Raw genomic sequence first — 14,813 nt, 5'->3', positions numbered from 1 at the left:
CATGGCCGACGACGACCTCGTCCTCGGGGGGACGTCCTACTCCTCCCGGTTGATCATGGGCACCGGGGGTGCGCCCAGCCTGGAGGTGCTGGAGCGGGCCCTGGCCGCCTCCGGCACCGAGCTGACGACGGTCGCGATGCGCCGGGTGGACCCGTCGGTGCACGGGTCCGTGCTGTCGGTGCTGCAGCGGCTCGGCATCCGGGTGCTGCCGAACACGGCGGGGTGCTTCACGGCCGGCGAGGCCGTGCTGACGGCACGGCTGGCCAGGGAGGCGCTGGGGACCGACCTGATCAAGCTGGAGGTCATCGCCGACGAGCGGACGCTGCTGCCGGACCCGGTCGAGCTGCTGGACGCGGCGGAGACGCTGGTGGACGAGGGCTTCACCGTGCTGCCCTACACGAACGACGATCCGGTCCTGGCCCGCAAGCTGGAGGACGTCGGCTGCGCGGCGGTGATGCCGCTGGGGTCGCCGATCGGGTCCGGCCTCGGGATCCGCAACCCGCACAACTTCCAGCTGATCGTCGAGCACGCGCGTGTGCCGGTGATCCTGGACGCGGGGGCCGGCACGGCGTCGGACGCGGCGCTGGCGATGGAGCTGGGGTGTGCGGGGGTGATGCTGGCGTCGGCGGTGACGCGGGCTCGGGATCCCGAGCGGATGGCGTCCGCCATGCGGGCCGGCGTCGAGGCGGGCAGGTCGGCCCGGCTGGCGGGCCGGATCCCCCGCCGCTACTTCGCGGAGGCCTCGTCCCCCGTCGAGGGCCTGGCCGCCCTGGACCCGGAACGCCCCGCTTTCTGACGCCGGCCGGCGGACGGGCCGGAGGCGGCCGGCGGCCGGACGTCACCGGGGCGGGCCCCGCCCGGGCCACGCGCGCGCCCGGCCCGGACGCTACCCGCGGGTTCGCGTCACAGCTCGGCTGCAGTCGCGCTGCGATCCCGGTGTGATCGGCGGGGTGTCGGTGACGGCTCGTACACTCACCTGCGTGGACACGACCCTTCAGGACCCTCTGGTCGGGCAGGTGCTCGACGGCCGGTATCGCGTGGAGGCGCGGATCGCGGTCGGCGGGATGGCCACGGTCTACCGGGCCGTGGACACCCGCCTCGACCGCGTGCTCGCGCTCAAGGTGATGCATCCGGCGCTCGCCGCCGACGCGGCGTTCGTCGAGCGGTTCATCCGGGAGGCGAAGTCCGTCGCCCGCCTGGCTCATCCGAACGTCGTGCAGGTCTTCGACCAGGGCGCCGACGGCTCGTACGTCTATCTCGCCATGGAGTACATCGCCGGCTGCACCCTGCGGGACGTGCTGCGCGACCGCGGTGCCCTGCAGCCGAGGGCCGCACTCGACATCCTGGAGCCGGTCCTCGCCGCACTGGGCGCCGCGCACCGGGCCGGGTTCGTGCACCGGGACATGAAGCCCGAGAACGTGCTGATCGGGGACGACGGCCGGGTCAAGGTCGCCGACTTCGGCCTGGTGCGCTCGGTGGACACCGTCACCAGCACCACCGGGGCGGTGCTCGGCACCGTGTCCTACCTCGCCCCCGAGCAGATCGACCAGCCGGGCGCCGCCGATCCCCGCGTCGACGTGTACGCGTGCGGCGTCGTGCTCTACGAGATGCTCACCGGCGACAAACCGCACGAGGGGGACTCCCCCGCGATCGTGCTCTACAAGCACCTCCACGAGGACGTCCCCGCGCCCTCGGCGCTCGTCCCCGGGCTGCCGTTCGAGCTGGACGAACTCGTGGCGTCGGCCACCGCGCGCACGCCCGCGGTCCGGCCGCACGACGCCGTCGCGCTACTCGGACAGGTCCGGGAGGCGCGCGCCCCGCTCACCGAGGAACAGCTGGACGCGCTGCCGCCGCAGGCCCTCTCCGGTGAGCACGACAACGCCGAGGACCGCACGAGCGTGATCCCCCGCTCGCTCACCGTCCCCCGCCCGCTGCCGGTCAACGAGGACGAGCCCGCCGACGACGCGGCCGCGCTCCACCGGACGTCCCGGTTCCAGAGCCCGCCTCCGCTGCCGCCGCGGCGTCGTTCCGGGCGGCCCGGGCGTGGAGTGATCGCGCTCGTCACCGTCGTCCTGCTGGTGCTCGGCGTGGGCGCGGGCGTCTGGTACATCAACTCCGGCCAGTTCACCAAGGTCCCCTCGGTGCTGACGCAGAAGGAGGCCGACGCCCGCAAGCGTCTGGAGGCTGCGGGGCTGGGTGTCGGCAAGGTCCGGCACACGTACAGCGACACGGCCGAGCGCGGCACGGTCACGGAGACGGACCCCGGGCCCGGCGCCCGGATCCGGAAGAACGACTCGGTGGCGCTCACCGTCTCCGACGGCCCCGAGATCGTGAAGGTGCCGGACGTGCAGGGCGCGGCGCTGAAGAAGGCCGAGCAGCTGCTGAAGAAGGACGGCCTGGAACCGGGTCTGGTCACCGAGGAGTTCAGCGACGACATCGCCCGGGGCGCGGTGATCAGCACCGATCCGGAGGCCGGAGCGCAGCGCCGCGCGGGCACCGCGATCTCGCTCGTCGTCAGCAAGGGCAGCCCGGTCGACGTCCCCGACGTCTCCGGCGAGGACCTGGACGACGCCAGGACCGCGCTGGAGGAGGCCGGCCTGACGGTGAAGGTCTCCTCCGAGCAGGTCAACTCCGAGGTCGACAAGGGCAAGGTCGCGGCGCAGACCCCCAAGGCGGACAGCCAGGTCGCCGAGGGCGACACCGTGACGCTGACGCTGTCCAAGGGCCCGGAGATGGTCGAGGTCCCGAACGTGGTCGGCGCGAGCGTGGACGACGCCAAGTCGCTCCTGGAGCAGTCCGGGTTCAAGGTCGACGAGGACCGCGGCCTGCTCGGCCTGTTCGGGGACACCGTGAAGAAGCAGTCCGTCGACGCCGGGAAGTCGGCTCCCAAGGGGTCGACGATCACGATCACCATCCGGTGACGGACCGGGCGGGCGGGCATGACACCCTGACCGGGTGAGTGCTCGTCCCCCCTTCCCCTCCCGCAATCCCGTCGGCGGCCATGTGCCGGTGGCCGGCGGTCTGCACCGCGTGGGCATGTCGTACGCGCACGACCTCGAGGCCGAGACGGTCCAGGTGTTCGTGGCCAACCCGCGCGGCTGGGCCACACCGCCGGGCGACCCACGGCAGGACGAGGCCTTCCGGGAGGCGTGCGAGGCGCGGTCGGTCCCGGCGTACGTGCACGCCCCGTACCTGATCAACTTCGGCTCGCACACCGAGGCGACGGCCGAGCGGTCGGTGGAGTCGATGCGGCACTCGCTGCGCCGGGGGCGGGAGATCGGCGCGCTGGGCGTGGTCGTGCACACCGGGAGCGCGACGGGCGGACGGGACCGGTCGGTGGCGCTGAAACAGGTGCGCGAGTGCCTGCTGCCGGTGCTGGACGAGCTGACCCACGACGACGACCCGTTCCTGCTGCTGGAGTCCACCGCCGGGCAGGGCTCCTCGCTCTGTTCCCGGACCTGGGACTTCGGGCCGTACTTCGAGGCTCTGGACTCCCACCCCAGGCTGGGCGTCTGCCTCGACACCTGCCACATCTTCGCGGCCGGTCACGACCTGGCCGGTCCGTCCGGCATGCACCGGACCCTCGACCTGCTGGTGGACACGGTCGGCGAGGGCCGGCTGAAGCTGATCCACGCCAACGACTCCAAGGACGTGGCCGGCGCCCACAAGGACCGGCACGAGAACATCGGCGCGGGTCACATCGGAGAGGACGCCTTCCGCGACCTGATGACCCACCCGGCGACGGCGGGCGTGCCGCTGATCATCGAGACGCCCGGCGGCCGGGAGGGCCACGCGGCGGACGTGCAGCGGCTGAAGAAGCTGCGGGACTGCTGAGGGCGCCCTGCCCGGGAGCCGGTCAGAGTTCGGGGCCGTCCCCGGGCTCCTCCTGGTAGGAGTAGCGCTGCTCGCTCCAGGGGTCGCCGATGTTGTGGTAGCCGCGCTCCTCCCAGAAGCCTCGGCGGTCGGCGGTCATGTACTCGATGCCACGGACCCACTTGGGGCCCTTCCAGGCGTAGAGATGCGGGACGACCAGACGCAGCGGGAAGCCGTGCTCGGCCGTGAGCAGCTCGCCGTCCTTGTGGGTGGCGAAGATCGTGCGCTCGGCGGCGAAGTCGGAGAGCCGCAGGTTGGAGCTGAAGCCGTACTCGGCCCACACCATCACATGGGTGACCCCGGCGGCGGGCGGTGCGATCTCCAGGATCGTGCGGGCCGGGATGCCGCCCCACTCGGCGCCGAGCATGCTGAACTTCGTCACACAGTGCAGGTCGGCCAGCACGGAGGCGTACGGGAGGGCGGTGATCTCGTCGTGGTTCCAGCAGCTCTTCCCGCCGTCGGCGGTGGCGCCGAAGACCCGGAACTCCCAGCGCTCGGGACGGAACTTGGGGACCGGGCCGTAGTGGGTGACGGGCCAGCCGCGCTGCAGTCGCTGTCCCGGCGGAAGCTCGGACACCGCCTCTTCTCCAGATTCGCGCTCCACCGGATGACCCATGACTCCATCCTGACAGACCCCGGACGATGCACATGACCAGCCATGACCGGGCATATCCCGAATCGGGCAACTGATACTAAGCATGCACTAACTTACTAAGTACGCACTTACTGGACGATCTTCGATGCCGGTGAAATCATGCGGCGGAACCTCCCGAATTCTCCGACGTGGAAGGAGCCTCTGCGATGCAGGGCGACCCCGAGGTCATCGAGTTCCTCAACGAGCAGCTCACCGGCGAACTCACCGCCATCAACCAGTACTTCCTCCACGCCAAGATGCAGGAGAACTTCGGCTGGACGAAGCTGGCGAAATACACGCGGCACGAGTCCTTCGACGAGATGAAGCACGCCGAGGTGCTCACCGACCGGATTCTCTTCCTGGACGGGCTGCCGAATTACCAGCGGCTGTTCCATGTGCGCGTCGGCCAGACGGTCAAGGAGATGTTCGAGGCCGACCGGCTGGTCGAGGTGGAGGCGATCGACCGGCTCAAGCGCGGCATCAAGGTGATGCGCGAAAAGGGCGACATCACGTCCGCGAACATCTTCGAGTCGATCCTCGAGGACGAGGAACACCACATCGACTATCTGGACACCCAGCTGGAGCTGGTGGAGAAGCTCGGAGAGGCGCTCTACATCGCCCAGCTGATCGAGCAGCCGGAGAGCTGAGCCCTGACTAGGCGGCTTCCTCGAGGTCTTCGTACTCCTCGAGTCCGGCGAGGACCGGCCTGCCCTGGGCGGCGAGGTCGCGGCGCGGCAAGGCGCCCCGGCCGAGGATCGCCTGGATACGACGGACGCACGACCCGCAGTCCGTGCCCGCCTTGCAGGCGGAGGCGATCTGGCGGGGGGTGCAGGCTCCGTCGTCCGCGTGCTGCTGGACCTGCGCCTCGGTCACACCGAAGCAGCTGCATACGAACACGCGGATTCACCTCCCGCCGAGATCAATAAGGCTAACCTAACCTTACCCGGCGGTCGACGAACGCAAAAGTGGAGTGGGGCGCGGATCGTATGTGATCCGCGCCCCACTCCCATGACCGGAAGGTCACTGGTCCCGGTACATCTCCGCCACGAGGAACGCCAGGTCCAGGGACTGGCTGCGGTTCAGCCGGGGGTCACAGGCCGTCTCGTAGCGCTGATGGAGGTCGTCGACGAAGATCTCGTCGCCGCCGCCCACGCACTCGGTGACGTCGTCGCCGGTGAGCTCCACGTGGATGCCGCCCGGGTGGGTGCCGAGCGCCTTGTGGACCTCGAAGAAGCCCTTGACCTCGTCCAGCACGTCGTCGAAGCGGCGGGTCTTGTGGCCCGAGGCCGCCTCGTAGGTGTTGCCGTGCATCGGGTCGGTGATCCAGGCCACCGTGGCACCCGAGGCGGTGACCTTCTCCACCAGCTCGGGCAGCTTGTCGCGGACCTTGTCGGCGCCCATGCGGACGATGAAGGTCAGCCGGCCGGGCTCGCGGTCGGGGTCCAGACGCTCGATGTACTGCAGCGCCTCCTCGGCCGTGGTCGTCGGGCCGAGCTTGATGCCCACCGGGTTGCGGATCTTCGAGGCGAACTCGATGTGCGCGTGGTCCAGCTGCCGGGTGCGCTCGCCGATCCACACCATGTGCGCCGAGACGTCGTACAGACGCCCGGTGCGGGAGTCGACCCTGGTCAGCGCGGACTCGTAGTCGAGCAGCAGCGCCTCGTGCGAGGAGTAGAACTCGACCGTCTTGAACTCCTCCGGGTCGGCCCCGCAGGCGTGCATGAAGTTCAGTGCCTGGTCGATCTCGCGGGCGAGCTGCTCGTAGCGCTGGCCGGACGGGGACGACTTCACGAAGTCCTGGTTCCAGGCATGCACCTGGCGCAGGTCGGCGTAGCCGCCGGTGGTGAAGGCGCGCACCAGGTTGAGCGTCGAGGCGGACGCGTTGTACATCCGCTTCAGCCGCTCGGGGTCCGGGACGCGGGCCGCCTCGTTGAAGTCGAAGCCGTTCACCGAGTCGCCGCGGTACGTCGGCAGCGTCACGCCGTCGCGGGTCTCGGTGTTCTTGGAACGCGGCTTGGAGTACTGGCCGGCGATCCGGCCGACCTTGACGACCGGCACGGAGGCCGCGTACGTCAGCACCGCGCCCATCTGCAGCAACGTCTTGAGCTTGTTGCGGATGTGGTCGGCCGACACCGCGTCGAAGGCCTCGGCGCAGTCGCCGCCCTGGAGGAGGAACGCCTCTCCCTTGGCGACGGCCGCCAACCGGGCGCGCAGCTGGTCGCACTCGCCCGCGAAGACGAGCGGCGGATACGACTCGAGGTCCGCGATCACTGCGCGCAGAGCCTCGGTGTCGGGGTACTCGGGCTGCTGCGCCGCGGGCAGGTCTCGCCAGGTGTTGCCAGCGCTCGCGCTGGTCTTAGCGTTCACGGTCACGCCCTCAACACTACGGGGTCGTGTCACGTCGTTTTCGCACCGGCTCGACAGGTGAGACGCCGTACCGCTCACCTGAGGCCTCCCCGCGACCCGGGGGCACATGGGGTAGGGTGCGGCGCATGTTCGCGCTTTCGACCCAGAACTGGTGGTGGACCGCTCATCCGGCGGCCCACTGACTGCGCGTACGCACGACTTCGCGAAGGCCGCCCCAGAGGGCGGCCTTCGGTGTTTTCCGGGCCCGGCCGTCCCTCTGGCGACAAGCTCCTCCCAGAGAGAAGGACACGCCCCATGCATCTGCTCGACCTGCCGGCCGATCCCCGCCCGTTCGCCCTGCTGCGCCGCCGCACGCCGGGCCACGACGAGAACGTCGTCGAACTGCTCCTTGGCCCGGTCCGCGCCTACGACCGGCTGGCCGACCTCCCCGACGAGGGCCTCGCCCTGGTCCCCTTCCGCCAGATCCGCGAGCGCGGCTTCGACGTGCGTGACGACGGCACCCCGCTCTCGGTGCTGCACCCCGAGGAGACCCACACCTTCCCGCTCGAGGACGTCCTCTCCCAGCTGCCCGCCCACGACGTGCGCGTCCGCGACGGCGCCTTCGACGTCGGCGACGAGGAGTACGCCCGGATCGTCGGGCGGGTGCTGCGGGACGAGATCGGGGGCGGCGAGGGCGCGAACTTCGTGATCCGGCGGACCTACGAGGGGGAGATCCCCGGGTTCTCCCGGGCCGACGCCCTCGCCCTGTTCCGGCGGCTGCTGGAGGGCGAGCGGGGCGCGTACTGGACGTTCGTGGTGCACACCGGGGACAGGACGCTGGTCGGGGCGAGCCCCGAGGTGCATGTGCGGATGTCCGGCGGCACGGTCGTCATGAACCCGATCAGCGGCACCTACCGGTATCCCGCCGAGGGGCCGAGCCCCGAGCACCTGCTGGACTTCCTCGCCGACGGCAAGGAGATCGAGGAGCTGTCGATGGTCGTCGACGAGGAGCTCAAGATGATGTGCACGGTCGGCGACATGGGCGGGGTGGTGGTCGGACCGCGGCTGAAGGAGATGGCGCACCTCGCGCACACCGAGTACGAGCTGCGCGGGAAGTCGTCGCTGGACGCTCGGGAGGTGCTGAAGGAGACGATGTTCGCGGCGACCGTGACCGGCTCGCCCGTGCAGAACGCCTGCCGGGTCATCGAGCGGCACGAGGTCGGCGGGCGGGGGTACTACGCCGGCGCGCTGGCGCTGCTGGGCCGGGACCCGGGCGGGGCGCAGACCCTCGACTCCCCCATCCTCATCCGCACCGCCGACGTCGATGCCGCCGGGCGGCTGCGGGTGCCGGTCGGGGCCACGCTGGTGCGGGGGTCGGACCCGGCGGGCGAGGTGGCGGAGACGCACGCCAAGGCGGCCGGGGTGCTGGCGGCGCTGGGGGTGCGCGCGGGCCGGCCGGACGCGCGGGCCGTGCCGCCGAGGCTCGCCGACGACCCCCGGGTGCGGGCGGCGCTCGACGGGCGGCGCGCCTCGCTGGCGCCGTTCTGGCTGCGGATGCAGGAGCGGACGCGGGAGCTGACCGGGCACGCGCTCGTCGTCGACGCCGAGGACACCTTCACGGCGATGCTGGCGCACGTGCTGCGCTCCAGCGGTCTCGAGGTGGACGTCCGGCGCCACGACGAGGACGGGCTGCGCGAGGCGGTGCTCGCGCACGAGGGGCCGGTGGTGCTGGGGCCCGGTCCGGGCGATCCGTCCGACCTGGACGATCCGAGGATGCGGCGCCTGCGGGAGCTGACCGCCCGGGTGCTGCGGGAGCACCGGCACGGGGTGCTCGGCGTGTGCCTCGGCCACGAGCTGATCGCGGCCGAGCTGGGGCTGGACATCGTCCGCAAGGAGGTGCCGTACCAGGGGGCGCAGACGGAGATCGACCTGTTCGGGCGGGCCGAGACGGTGGGCTTCTACAACAGCTTCGTGGCGCGGTGCGGCGACGCGGCCGCGCAGGAGCTCGCGGCGCACGGGGTGGAGGTGAGCCGGGCCCCGAACGGCGAGGTGCACGCTCTGCGGGGGCCCGGGTTCGGCGGGGTGCAGTTCCATCCGGAGTCGGTGCTGACGCTGAACGGGACGTCGCTGGTGCGGGAGGCGGTCGCCCGGCTCCGCGCGACGGGCCTGCCCTCGTAGGGGCTCAGCCGAAGAACACTCCCACCTCCGCGTACAGCCGCGGGTCGACGGTCTTCAGCCGGGCCGTCGCCTCGGCGATCGGTACCCGGACGATGTCCGTGCCGCGCAGGGCGACCATCTTGCCGAAGTCGCCCTCGTGCACGGCGTCGACGGCGTGCAGGCCGAAGCGGGTGGCGAGCCAGCGGTCGAAGGCGCTCGGGGTGCCGCCGCGCTGGACGTGGCCGAGGACCGTCGTGCGGGCCTCCTTCCCGGTGCGCCGCTCGATCTCCTTGGCCAGCCACTCGCCGACGCCGGAGAGCCGCACATGCCCGAAGGAGTCCAGCGACCCGTCCTTGAGGACGACGTCGCCGTCCCGGGGCATCGCGCCCTCGGCGACGACCACGATCGGCGCGTACGACGAGCGGAAGCGGGAGGTCACCCAGGCGCACACCTGGTCGATGTCGAAGCGCTGCTCGGGGATGAGGATGACGTTGGCGCCGCCCGCCAGCCCGGAGTGGAGAGCGATCCAGCCCGCGTGACGGCCCATCACCTCGACGACGAGGACCCGCATGTGCGACTCGGCGGTGGTGTGCAGCCGGTCGATGGCCTCGGTCGCGATGCCCACGGCGGTGTCGAAGCCGAAGGTGTAGTCGGTGGCGGACAGGTCGTTGTCGATGGTCTTGGGGACGCCCACGCAGGGCACCGCGAACTCGTCGCAGAGGCGGGCGGCGACGCCCAGGGTGTCCTCCCCGCCGATGGTGACGAGCGCCTCCACCGCCGACTCGGCGAGGGTCTCCCGGATGCGGCGGACACCGTCCTCCTCCTTGAAGGGGTTGGTCCGTGAGGAGCCGAGGATCGTGCCGCCGCGGGGCAGGATGCCCCGGACCGCGGGGATGTCGAGGCGGACCGAGCGCTTCTCGAGCAGACCCCGCCAGCCGTCCCGGAAGCCGACGAAGTCATGGCCGTACTCCTGGACGCCCTTGCGGACGACGGCCCGGATGACGGCGTTGAGGCCGGGGCAGTCGCCGCCTCCGGTCAGTACTCCGACGCGCATGGAAAGTGTCCCTTCGCCGCAGTTGCCTGACGAAGAGTCAGTGTCGCGCGCGGGTCACTCCTCGTCGAGGCCCCGTTCGATCGCGTACCGGACCAGTTCCACCCGGTTGTGCAGCTGGAGCTTGCCCAGGGTGTTCTGGACGTGGTTCTGGACCGTGCGATGCGAGATCACCAGGCGTTCGGCGATCTGCTTGTAGCTCAGGCCCTTGGCGACGAGCCGGAGCACCTCGGTCTCGCGGTCGGTGAGCCGGGGGGCGTTCGGCTCGTCGCTGTCGGCGGCCGAACCCGGGTCGGAGGCGAGCCGGCGGTACTCGCCGAGGACCAGGCCGGCCAGCCCCGGGGTGAACACCGGGTCGCCGGCGGCGGTGCGCCGCACGGCGTCCAGCAGTTCCTCGGTGGACGCCGACTTCAGCAGATACCCGGTCGCGCCGGACTTCACCGCCTCCAGCACGTCGGCGTGCTCGCCGCTCGCCGACAGCACCAGGACCCGCAGGGCGGGGTTCGCGGCGACGACCTCCTTGCACACCTGGACGCCCGGCTTGGCGGGCAGGTTCAGGTCCAGCACGAGCACGTCGGGCGTGACGGCCCTGGCGCGGCGCACGGCCTGCTCGCCGTCGCCGGCGGTGGCGACCACGTCGAGGCCCGACTCGGCCAGGTCGCGGGCGACCGCGTCGCGCCACATGGGGTGGTCGTCGACCACCATCACCCTGATCGGAGCCCCGGTTCCCGCCCCGCCGTGTTCCTGGCTCATCGCCGTCCCGCCTTCCCCCGCTGCACGTTCTTCTCCTTCGGCACCGTCAGTTCGACCTCCGTGCCCTGTCCCGGCGTCGAGATCAGCTCGGCGCCGCCGCCGAGGTCCCGCAGCCTGCCCCGGATCGACTGGGCGACCCCGAGCCTTCCCTCGCCCTCGGCCTGCGCGAGCCGGCCCTCCGGGATGCCCGGCCCGTCGTCCCGCACGGTGACGACGACCGTGTCCGGCTCGTCCTCGACCAGGATCCACGCCCGGGCGTCCTCCCCCGCGTGTGCGCGCACGTTGTCCAGGGCGGCGCCGACCGCTGCGGCCAGTTCCCGTGCGGCCCTCGCGGGCAGCAGCACCGCGGCGCCGGGGTCGGCGAGGTTCACCCGGGCGCCCGCGAAGGGGGCGAGCAGCGCGCGCAGGTCGACGGCCTCGGGGTGTTCCACCGGCTCCTCCACCGCGTAGACGACGGCGCCGTCCGCCGCGTCCTGCGAAACCCGGGAGACCGGCACGAGGCCGCCGGAGACCAGCATGCGCAGCGCCACCTCCTGCTCGCCGGCCATCCGGCCCAGCTCGGCAGCCTCCCCGCCGATGACCGCGCCGCGCCGCTGCACCATGGCGAGCACCTGCAGCACGCTGTCGTGGATGTCGCGGGCGAGCCGTTCCCGCTCCCGGGTCGTCGCCTCGATCTCCAGGGCGCGGGCGAGGGTGCGCTCGGAGGCGCGGGCGACCTCGACGACGTACCCGATGGCGATGGAGGCGACCCAGACGAGGACGACGTTGTGGACGGTGTCGCGGGCCGGGGTGCCGCGCTCGACCAGGTTGGTCACCGCGACGGCCGTGGAGGCGAACGCCGCCCAGCGCCAGCCGCCCTTGATGGCGAACGCCAGCACCGAGCCCGCGGTCCATATCGACGGCAGCGTCGGGCCGCCCGACTGGATGCGTTCGTGGCTGTCCGCGACGGTCGTGAGCATGATGCCGGTGAGCGCGACGGTGAGGTCGGCGGCGAGGAAACGCTTGGTGCAGCTCGCGGCGCTCGCGACCCTGGGCAGGGTGGCCACCGTCCAGACGAACAGCACGCAGTAGTAGGCGACCGCGACCCAGGGCCGGGCGAACCCGTCGTAGGCGGTGGCGAAGAACCCCACCGCGTAGAGCATCGTGAGCACTCGGTAGCCGGCGAGCGCACGCCACAGCGGCAGCTCGACCGACATCTTCATGACTCTCTCGCGTCTGGCCATCCGTCCCCCGCCCCCGGGCCGCCGACTACGGCTCTTCGCCCTACTGCTCCGAGTCCCGCTGTTCTGCGTCCGGCTGCTCCGCGTCCGGCTGCCCTGCGCCTGGCTGCTCCGCGTCCGGCTGCTCCGCGTCCTTCTTCGCGCGGTCCTTCTCGGCCTGGTCCTTCTCGGCCTGGTCCTTCTCGGCCTGCGCGAGCGCCGCCTTCGCGGCCTTCTCGGCTTCCTTGTCGGCCTTCGCCGCCTCCGCGATCTGCCGCTTGGCGGCGGTCGCGTACATGTCGACGTACTCCTGGCCGGAGAGCTTCATGATCTCGTACATGACCTCGTCGGTCACGGCCCGCAGCACGAACCGGTCGTGCTCCATGCCCTGGTAGCGGCTGAAGTCCAGCGGCTCGCCGATCCGGATGCCCGGCCGCATGATCTTCGGGAGGACCTTCCCGGGCGGCTGGATCTTCTCGGTGTCGATCATGGCGACCGGGATCACGGGCGCCCCGCTGGCGAGCGCCACGCGCGCGAGGCCGCCCGGCTTGCCGCGGTAGAGGCGGCCGTCGGGCGAGCGGGTGCCCTCGGGATAGATCCCGAAGAGCTCTCCGCGCTCCAGCACCTCGACGCCGCTGCGGATCGCGGCCTCGCCGGCGCCGCGCCCGCCGGAGCGGTCCACCGGGAGCTGGCCGACGCCCTTGAAGAACGCCGCCGTCAGCCGGCCCTTCACGCCGGGCGTGGTGAAGTACTCGGCCTTCGCGATGAAGGTGACCTTGCGGTCGAGCACCGCGGGCAGGAAGAACGAGTCGGAGAACGACAGGTGGTTGCTCGCGAGGATCGCGGCGCCCTCGGCGGGGATGTTCTCCAGGCCTTCCACCCAGGGCCTGAAGGCGACCCGCAGGGGTCCCCCGATAGCGACCTTCATCGCGCCGTACAACAACCGACTGCCTCCTGTTTGTGTCGCACAGACCTTAACCCGGGCCGGTGGCAATGGCTCCGACGGCCCTGGTCGGTGTCAGTGGGGTCGCGTACGGTGAAGCACACGTCCCTCCATGAAGAACAGACGAAGACAGGAGACCGAAGGTGCCGGTCCTTCCTGGAGCCGAGCCGTACCGCCATGAGGGCGGGGAGGTCGGAGTGCTCCTCTGTCACGGCTTCACCGGTTCCCCGCAGTCGCTGCGCCCGTGGGCGCGGTACCTGGCCGAGCAGGGCCTGACGGTCTCGCTGCCGCTTCTGCCCGGCCACGGCACGCGCTGGGAGGACATGGCTCTGACCGGCTGGCAGGACTGGTACGCGGAGGTGGACCGCGAGTTGCACGCCCTGCGCCGGCGCTGCGCGGCGGTGTTCGTGGTCGGTCTGTCCATGGGCGGCGCGCTGGCCCTGCGGCTGGCCGCGAAGCACGGGGAGGGGGTGGCCGGCGTCGTGGTCGTCAATCCGGCGAACAAGGTGCACGGCCTGTCCGCGTACGCCCTCCCGGTGGCCCGTCATCTCGTCCGCACGACCAAGGGGATCACGAGCGACATCGCGAAGGGCGGCGTCGCGGAGAGCGGGTACGACCGGGTGCCGTTGCACTCCGCGCACTCCCTGCGCGCCTTCCTGCGGCTGGTCGACGGCGAGCTGCCGCAGGTCACCCAGCCGCTGCTGCTGCTGCACAGCGCGCAGGACCATGTGGTGCCGCCGGCCGACTCGGCCCGGGTGCTGAGCCGGGTGTCGTCGACGGACGTGACCGAGATCCTGCTGGAACAGAGCTACCACGTGGCAACGTTGGACCACGATGCGGACCGGATCTTCGAGGAGAGCTACGCGTTCATCGGCCGGATCGCGCCCAGTGTCGGCAAGGAAGGGACGGCCGTAGGTGGCTGAGCACGACTCCGACCGCGAGGACCGGGAGAACCGGGACGAGCGGGACGGCCGGGAGGCCCGGGAGGGCCGCGAGCCGGAGGAGCAGAGCGTGCCCTTCGATGAGGCGGCCGCGTGGGCGGCGATCGTCGCGGGGTACGGCGACGAGCCGCCGGACCCGCCGGGCGCCAAGCCGTTCAAGTCGGTCGAGGACCTGGCGCTCCTCGAGGTCGAGGCGAACGACGAGGAAGCCGGGGCGGACACCGGCGCGGAGCCCGCGAAGGAGTCCGGCGAGGAGAAGAAACCGGCCAAGCCGCTGGGCAGTTCGGTCGCCTTCGCGCCCGGCGTCGGCCCACGCGACTACGCGTCGCCCGAACCGGCCGAGGACGACTTCGACGAGGACGACGAGGGCCACTTCGTCCCGCCGGAGCCGCCGCCGCTGCCCACCGCCGACACCACGTCCAGGTTCGCCTGGCTCGGGGTGCTCGGTGGCCCGGTGCTGCTGCTGCTCGCGGTGGTGCTCGGCTGGGAGATGACGTGGTGGCTGACGACCATCGGCATCGGCGGCTTCCTGGGCGGCTTCGCCACGCTGGTGACGCGGATGCGCACGGACGACGAGGACGAGGGCGACCCTGGCCGGGGGGCAGTCGTCTGACCTGCGGTCGTCGGATCTGACGTCGTCGGATCTGACGTCGTCGGATCTGACGTCGTCGGCATTGCGGTCGTCGGCATTACGGTCGTCGGATCTCGTAGTCGCACGTTGCGCTCGCCGGCCCTTCGGTCCTCGGCGTTGCGGTCGTCGGCGGTCAGGCGGTCCGACCTGCGGCGGGCCGGCAGTCCGGACGTCGGGCACGGGCCGCGGCGGGCGGCGGCCCGTCCGGGACAGGACCGGCGTGACGGTCCGCGGCCGCCCGTCGGGGCAGGCAGGCCGCACGGCCTGTGGGCGCCCTGCCGGGCG

General features: G+C 71.7%; 15 protein-coding genes. 8 read left to right on the top strand and 7 right to left on the bottom strand.

Features of this window, described 5'->3' with window-relative positions:
- Position 1 precedes the first annotated feature (1 nt).
- From OHS82_RS31060 to OHS82_RS31050, 3 genes are all read left to right on the top strand, one after another.
- Positions 2 to 796, top strand: a complete 795-nt coding sequence (locus OHS82_RS31060; protein ID WP_057580004.1) for a thiazole synthase — start codon at positions 2 to 4, stop codon at positions 794 to 796.
- Between the two features lie 184 nt (positions 797 to 980).
- Positions 981 to 2,921: a Stk1 family PASTA domain-containing Ser/Thr kinase gene (pknB, locus tag OHS82_RS31055; protein ID WP_328435024.1), complete on the top strand. Its 1,941-nt coding sequence runs from the start codon at positions 981 to 983 to the stop codon at positions 2,919 to 2,921.
- Positions 2,922 to 2,955: 34 nt separating this feature from the next.
- The gene (locus OHS82_RS31050; RefSeq protein ID WP_079041329.1) at positions 2,956 to 3,834 is read left to right on the top strand and encodes a deoxyribonuclease IV; all 879 of its coding nucleotides are present in this window, start codon (positions 2,956 to 2,958) and stop codon (positions 3,832 to 3,834) included.
- Between the two features lie 22 nt (positions 3,835 to 3,856).
- Here the strand turns inward: OHS82_RS31050 and OHS82_RS31045 are convergent, their stop codons facing one another.
- Positions 3,857 to 4,489 carry a sulfite oxidase-like oxidoreductase gene (locus OHS82_RS31045; RefSeq protein ID WP_057579999.1) on the bottom strand — a complete coding sequence of 211 codons (633 nt, stop codon included), beginning with the start codon at positions 4,487 to 4,489 and terminating at the stop codon, positions 3,857 to 3,859.
- 185 nt (positions 4,490 to 4,674) lie between these two features.
- On the opposite strand from OHS82_RS31045, the gene bfr reads away from it, so the two are divergent.
- Positions 4,675 to 5,154, top strand: coding sequence for a bacterioferritin (gene bfr / locus OHS82_RS31040; protein WP_057579997.1), 480 nt, complete (start codon positions 4,675 to 4,677; stop codon positions 5,152 to 5,154).
- 7 nt (positions 5,155 to 5,161) lie between these two features.
- Here the strand turns inward: bfr and OHS82_RS31035 are convergent, their stop codons facing one another.
- Both OHS82_RS31035 and OHS82_RS31030 read right to left on the bottom strand, forming a co-directional pair.
- Positions 5,162 to 5,404 carry a (2Fe-2S)-binding protein gene (locus tag OHS82_RS31035; RefSeq protein WP_328435023.1) on the bottom strand — a complete coding sequence of 81 codons (243 nt, stop codon included), beginning with the start codon at positions 5,402 to 5,404 and terminating at the stop codon, positions 5,162 to 5,164.
- Positions 5,405 to 5,527: 123 nt separating this feature from the next.
- The gene (locus OHS82_RS31030; protein ID WP_057579993.1) at positions 5,528 to 6,880 is read right to left on the bottom strand and encodes a class II 3-deoxy-7-phosphoheptulonate synthase; all 1,353 of its coding nucleotides are present in this window, start codon (positions 6,878 to 6,880) and stop codon (positions 5,528 to 5,530) included.
- 119 nt (positions 6,881 to 6,999) lie between these two features.
- Here OHS82_RS31030 and OHS82_RS43590 point away from each other — a divergent pair, with 119 nt between their 5' ends.
- The gene (locus OHS82_RS43590) at positions 7,000 to 7,056 is read left to right on the top strand and encodes a trp operon leader peptide (RefSeq protein WP_078912442.1); all 57 of its coding nucleotides are present in this window, start codon (positions 7,000 to 7,002) and stop codon (positions 7,054 to 7,056) included.
- Between the two features lie 112 nt (positions 7,057 to 7,168).
- Complete coding sequence (locus tag OHS82_RS31025; protein WP_057579991.1) at positions 7,169 to 9,031, top strand: anthranilate synthase family protein; 1,863 nt, start codon at positions 7,169 to 7,171, stop codon at positions 9,029 to 9,031.
- A 4-nt stretch (positions 9,032 to 9,035) separates the two neighbouring features.
- On the opposite strand, the gene OHS82_RS31020 is transcribed toward OHS82_RS31025, so the two are convergent.
- From OHS82_RS31020 to OHS82_RS31005, 4 genes are read right to left on the bottom strand one after another with little or no spacing between them, the layout of a single operon-like run.
- The gene (locus OHS82_RS31020) at positions 9,036 to 10,064 is read right to left on the bottom strand and encodes a 6-phosphofructokinase (protein ID WP_057579989.1); all 1,029 of its coding nucleotides are present in this window, start codon (positions 10,062 to 10,064) and stop codon (positions 9,036 to 9,038) included.
- 54 nt (positions 10,065 to 10,118) lie between these two features.
- Positions 10,119 to 10,814, bottom strand: coding sequence for a response regulator (locus tag OHS82_RS31015; protein WP_057579986.1), 696 nt, complete (start codon positions 10,812 to 10,814; stop codon positions 10,119 to 10,121).
- Entirely contained in the window at positions 10,811 to 12,037 is a 1,227-nt protein-coding gene (gene macS / locus OHS82_RS31010; RefSeq protein WP_057579985.1) for a MacS family sensor histidine kinase, read from the bottom strand. The genes OHS82_RS31015 and macS overlap by 4 nt, the downstream gene beginning before the upstream one ends.
- 40 nt (positions 12,038 to 12,077) lie before the next feature.
- Positions 12,078 to 12,941, bottom strand: a complete 864-nt coding sequence (locus OHS82_RS31005) for a lysophospholipid acyltransferase family protein (protein WP_328435022.1) — start codon at positions 12,939 to 12,941, stop codon at positions 12,078 to 12,080.
- Between the two features lie 158 nt (positions 12,942 to 13,099).
- On the opposite strand from OHS82_RS31005, the gene OHS82_RS31000 reads away from it, so the two are divergent.
- Together OHS82_RS31000 and OHS82_RS30995 are read left to right on the top strand one after the other, a co-directional pair.
- Positions 13,100 to 13,879, top strand: coding sequence for an alpha/beta hydrolase (locus OHS82_RS31000; protein WP_057579981.1), 780 nt, complete (start codon positions 13,100 to 13,102; stop codon positions 13,877 to 13,879).
- Positions 13,872 to 14,510 (top strand): hypothetical protein, encoded by a 639-nt coding sequence (locus tag OHS82_RS30995; protein ID WP_057579979.1) that lies wholly within the window; start codon positions 13,872 to 13,874, stop codon positions 14,508 to 14,510. The genes OHS82_RS31000 and OHS82_RS30995 overlap by 8 nt, the downstream gene beginning before the upstream one ends.
- Positions 14,511 to 14,813: the final 303 nt, after the last annotated feature.

Source organism: Streptomyces sp. NBC_00425, from assembly GCF_036030735.1.
Taxonomy (GTDB): Bacteria; Actinomycetota; Actinomycetes; order Streptomycetales; family Streptomycetaceae; genus Streptomyces.
Note: the sequence above shows the minus strand (reverse complement) of the source record. Positions and strands in the feature narration are given on the sequence as shown.

Excerpts from the sequence above, each read along its gene's own strand:
- OHS82_RS31005 (WP_328435022.1), bottom strand. The coding sequence starts at position 12,941 with ATGAAGGTCGCTATCGGGGGACCCCTGCGGGTCGCCTTCAGGCCCTGG.
- OHS82_RS31015 (WP_057579986.1), bottom strand. The coding sequence starts at position 10,814 with ATGAGCCAGGAACACGGCGGGGCGGGAACCGGGGCTCCGATCAGGGTG.
- OHS82_RS31025 (WP_057579991.1), top strand. The coding sequence starts at position 7,169 with ATGCATCTGCTCGACCTGCCGGCCGATCCCCGCCCGTTCGCCCTGCTG.
- OHS82_RS31020 (WP_057579989.1), bottom strand. The coding sequence starts at position 10,064 with ATGCGCGTCGGAGTACTGACCGGAGGCGGCGACTGCCCCGGCCTCAAC.
- bfr (WP_057579997.1), top strand. The coding sequence starts at position 4,675 with ATGCAGGGCGACCCCGAGGTCATCGAGTTCCTCAACGAGCAGCTCACC.
- macS (WP_057579985.1), bottom strand. The coding sequence starts at position 12,037 with ATGGCCAGACGCGAGAGAGTCATGAAGATGTCGGTCGAGCTGCCGCTG.
- OHS82_RS31060 (WP_057580004.1), top strand. The coding sequence starts at position 2 with ATGGCCGACGACGACCTCGTCCTCGGGGGGACGTCCTACTCCTCCCGG.
- OHS82_RS31045 (WP_057579999.1), bottom strand. The coding sequence starts at position 4,489 with ATGGGTCATCCGGTGGAGCGCGAATCTGGAGAAGAGGCGGTGTCCGAG.